The following is a 2,935-nucleotide window of genomic DNA, read 5'->3' as shown; positions in this document are numbered from 1 at the left end:
CGGCCATCCCCACTGCCAATGGCGTCTGCTCGTCCAGGAGGTTTGTTGCGTCGAATGTTCGCCCAGTTCCGCTTGCCGGAATGCACAAATGGCCTGGCGTGGGTAGCGCTGGTCTGGGTTTCCTCTTTAACGGAAGACGTGGTCTGTCCGTGCCTGTCTCATATGGACTCGTGAGTGACCATGCCGGAGTATGATCGCCCGGATCCAGACGCCCTGGCCGCGGCGCTCGCGACCAAAGAGCGGGCAAGCTTGCGCATTTTCCTGGGCGCCGCCCCCGGCGTTGGTAAGACCTGGGAAATGCTCAATGCCGGAAGGCAGCGCGCGCGGGAAGGCGTGGACGTCGTGATCGGCGTCGTCGAAACCCATGGCCGTGCAGAAACGGAAGCGCAGATCGGCGACCTGGCCATCCTGCCGCCCAAGCAGCTTCCCTATCGCGGCCAGACTTTGGCGGAATTCGATCTGGAAGGCGCCATCGCGCGGCGGCCCGGGCTGATTCTGATCGATGAACTCGCCCATACCAACGCCCCCGGCAGCACCCACGCGAAGCGCTGGGAGGATGTGGCCGAATTGGTGGAAGCCGGGATTCCAGTCTGGGCGACGCTCAACGTCCAGCACCTTGAAAGCCTCAATGACGATGTTGCGCGTATCACCGGGGTGCGCGTGACGGAGACGCTGCCTGACCAAGTGCTGGAACTGGCGACCGAGATTGAGCTGATCGACATTACGCCATCGGAATTGCGCAAACGCCTGACCGAAGGCAAAATATACCGGCCGGAAACAGCGAGGCGGGCACTGAATGCCTTTTTCCGGGAAGGCAATCTGACGGCACTGCGCGAGATTGCACTCAGACGTGTCGCGCAGCATGTCGACGCCGACGTGCGCGGCTATATGCAGCTCAACGCCATTAAAGGGCCTTGGCCAGCGGGCGAGCGCATTCTGGCGCTGATCGGGGCGGATGCCTCGGCCGAGGCTGTGGTGCGACGGGCGAAGCAACTGGCCGATGCGCTGCGTGCGCCCTGGATCGCGCTGCACATCGAGCGGCCCAAGGACGGGCTGGCCGGGCTCATGAAATCCCAGGGGCCGAAGGCGCTGGCGGCCCGGCTGGGAGCAGAGGTGGAGACCCAGGCCGGCCGCGATGTCGCGGCCATTGCATTGGAGATCGCATCACAGCGCAATGTGACCCAGATCGTCATTGGCATGCCGCGGCCAAGACGCTTCCGCCATCTGGCGCGGCGACTTTGGGCGAGGCCGTCGCTCGCCGAGCAGCTTCTGCGCCAGAGCAACGACTTCAACCTCCTCATCGTGCCCTCGGCGGCGGAACGCTCGCCCCGCAAGCTTTGGCCAGGCTTGCCGCGTGCGCCACTCCCCTGGATCGCGGGCCTTGGCGTCATCGTGCTGGTTATTGGTATCGGCGAGTTGTTGGGGAATTGGCTGGATCACGAGGCGCTTGGCATGGTCTTTCTGGCCGCAGTCATGGCGACCGCGGCACACTACGGCCTCGCGATCGGACTTTTCGCCGCGGTACTTGGCTTCCTTGGCTGGAATTTCTTCTTCCTGCCGCCCGTTTACCAACTCAGCATCACAGATCCGCGCGATATCGTGGCGCTCGTGGTCTTCGGCATCGTAGCCAGTTCCACGGGACTGCTGGCTGGGCGGGTGCGGGCCGAGGCGTTGGCGGCTCAGGGGCGGATCGAAGGCTTGCGGCGTATCGGCCTCTTCAGCCGGCGGTTAGGCGAACCTGCGACCGAGGACGAACTGATGGCTGAGATCGCGCAACAGGCAGCGGCTCTCGCCCCTGAGGCGGCGGTGCTGACCGACACACCCGCAGGTCTTACGGTGCGAGCGCAGCGGCCCGAGGGTAGTGCGCCGCTGGACGAAAGCAGCATTGCCGCGGCGCGCTGGACCTACGCCCGGCAGGAGGAAGCCGGAGCAGGGACGGCGACCTTACCCTCCGCCCCGTGGCGCTTCCTGCCCATTCGCACCAGCCGCGGCGTTGTCGGTGTATTGGGCTTTCGCCCGCCGGCCGCCGGTCTGCTCTCCACGCCCAGCCTTCAGGCGGTCTCGGCCTTAGCTGATCAGGCGGCGGTGGCGCTGGAGCGTGTACGCTTGGCCGCGGAAGCTGCACGGGGGGAGGCACTGTCCGAGACCCAGGCACTGCGTACCGCACTGCTCAACTCTCTGTCGCACGACCTTCGCACACCGCTGACCGGAATTCGCGGATCGGCAGAAACGCTGCGTGCCAATTGGGAGCGCTTGCCGGAGCCGACGCGGCAGGATCTGCTCGCCAGTATTGAAGAAGATGTCGGGCGGATGACGCGCTTCCTTGCCAATATCATGGACCTGACGCGGCTCGAGGGCGGCGAAATCGCGCCGCGCCTGGTGACGGTGGAGTTGGCACCCCTTGTCGAGACGGTGCTCGCGCGGGTGCCGGGCGCGCTGCATGTTGCAGTCAGCATCCCCGAGAGGCTGGCTGTGCGGGCGGATGTGGCCCTTCTGGAGCAAGCCCTGACGAACATTGTAGAGAACGCCGTGAAATATTCACCCGTAGGCGCCGGCATTCGCGTCAGCGCCGAAAGCAAGGCTGACAGGGTTATCCTCACAGTGGCTGATGAAGGGATCGGCATTCCACCCGAGGATCTGGCTCAGATTTTTGACAGTTTCTATCGCGCGCGACATGGAGACAGGGTGGCGCCGGGAACCGGCCTCGGCCTTGCGATCGCGCGGGGCTTCGTTGGCGCCATGGGCGGCACGATCTCGGCCCTCAGTCCTCGCCCTGATCTGCCGTGGGACGGTCTTCCCGGTACGACCATCACAGTCACGCTGCCTCAGGCTTGGTTGTCGGCGTCGGACATCGCAGAATGACCGGTGCTCGCATTCTCGTCGTTGACGACGAACGGCAGATCCATCGCTTTCTGGCGCCGGCCCTCGAAGCCTG

The 2,935-nt window shown here is 65.0% G+C and carries 1 protein-coding gene; it reads left to right on the top strand.

The annotated features are described in order from the left end of the window. Positions 1-180: 180 nt before the first annotated feature. Positions 181-2,862, top strand: a complete 2,682-nt coding sequence (locus tag VL752_RS01050; protein WP_325351873.1) for a sensor histidine kinase KdpD — start codon at positions 181-183, stop codon at positions 2,860-2,862. Positions 2,863-2,935 lie beyond the last annotated feature (73 nt).

It is taken from the genome of Acidisoma sp. (assembly GCF_035492295.1).
Taxonomy (GTDB): domain Bacteria; phylum Pseudomonadota; class Alphaproteobacteria; order Acetobacterales; family Acetobacteraceae; genus Acidisoma.
Note: the sequence above shows the minus strand (reverse complement) of the source record. Positions and strands in the feature narration are given on the sequence as shown.

Bases quoted from the DNA above. Each gene is read 5' to 3' on its own strand.
- VL752_RS01050 (WP_325351873.1), top strand. From the start codon at position 181: ATGCCGGAGTATGATCGCCCGGATCCAGACGCCCTGGCCGCGGCGCTC.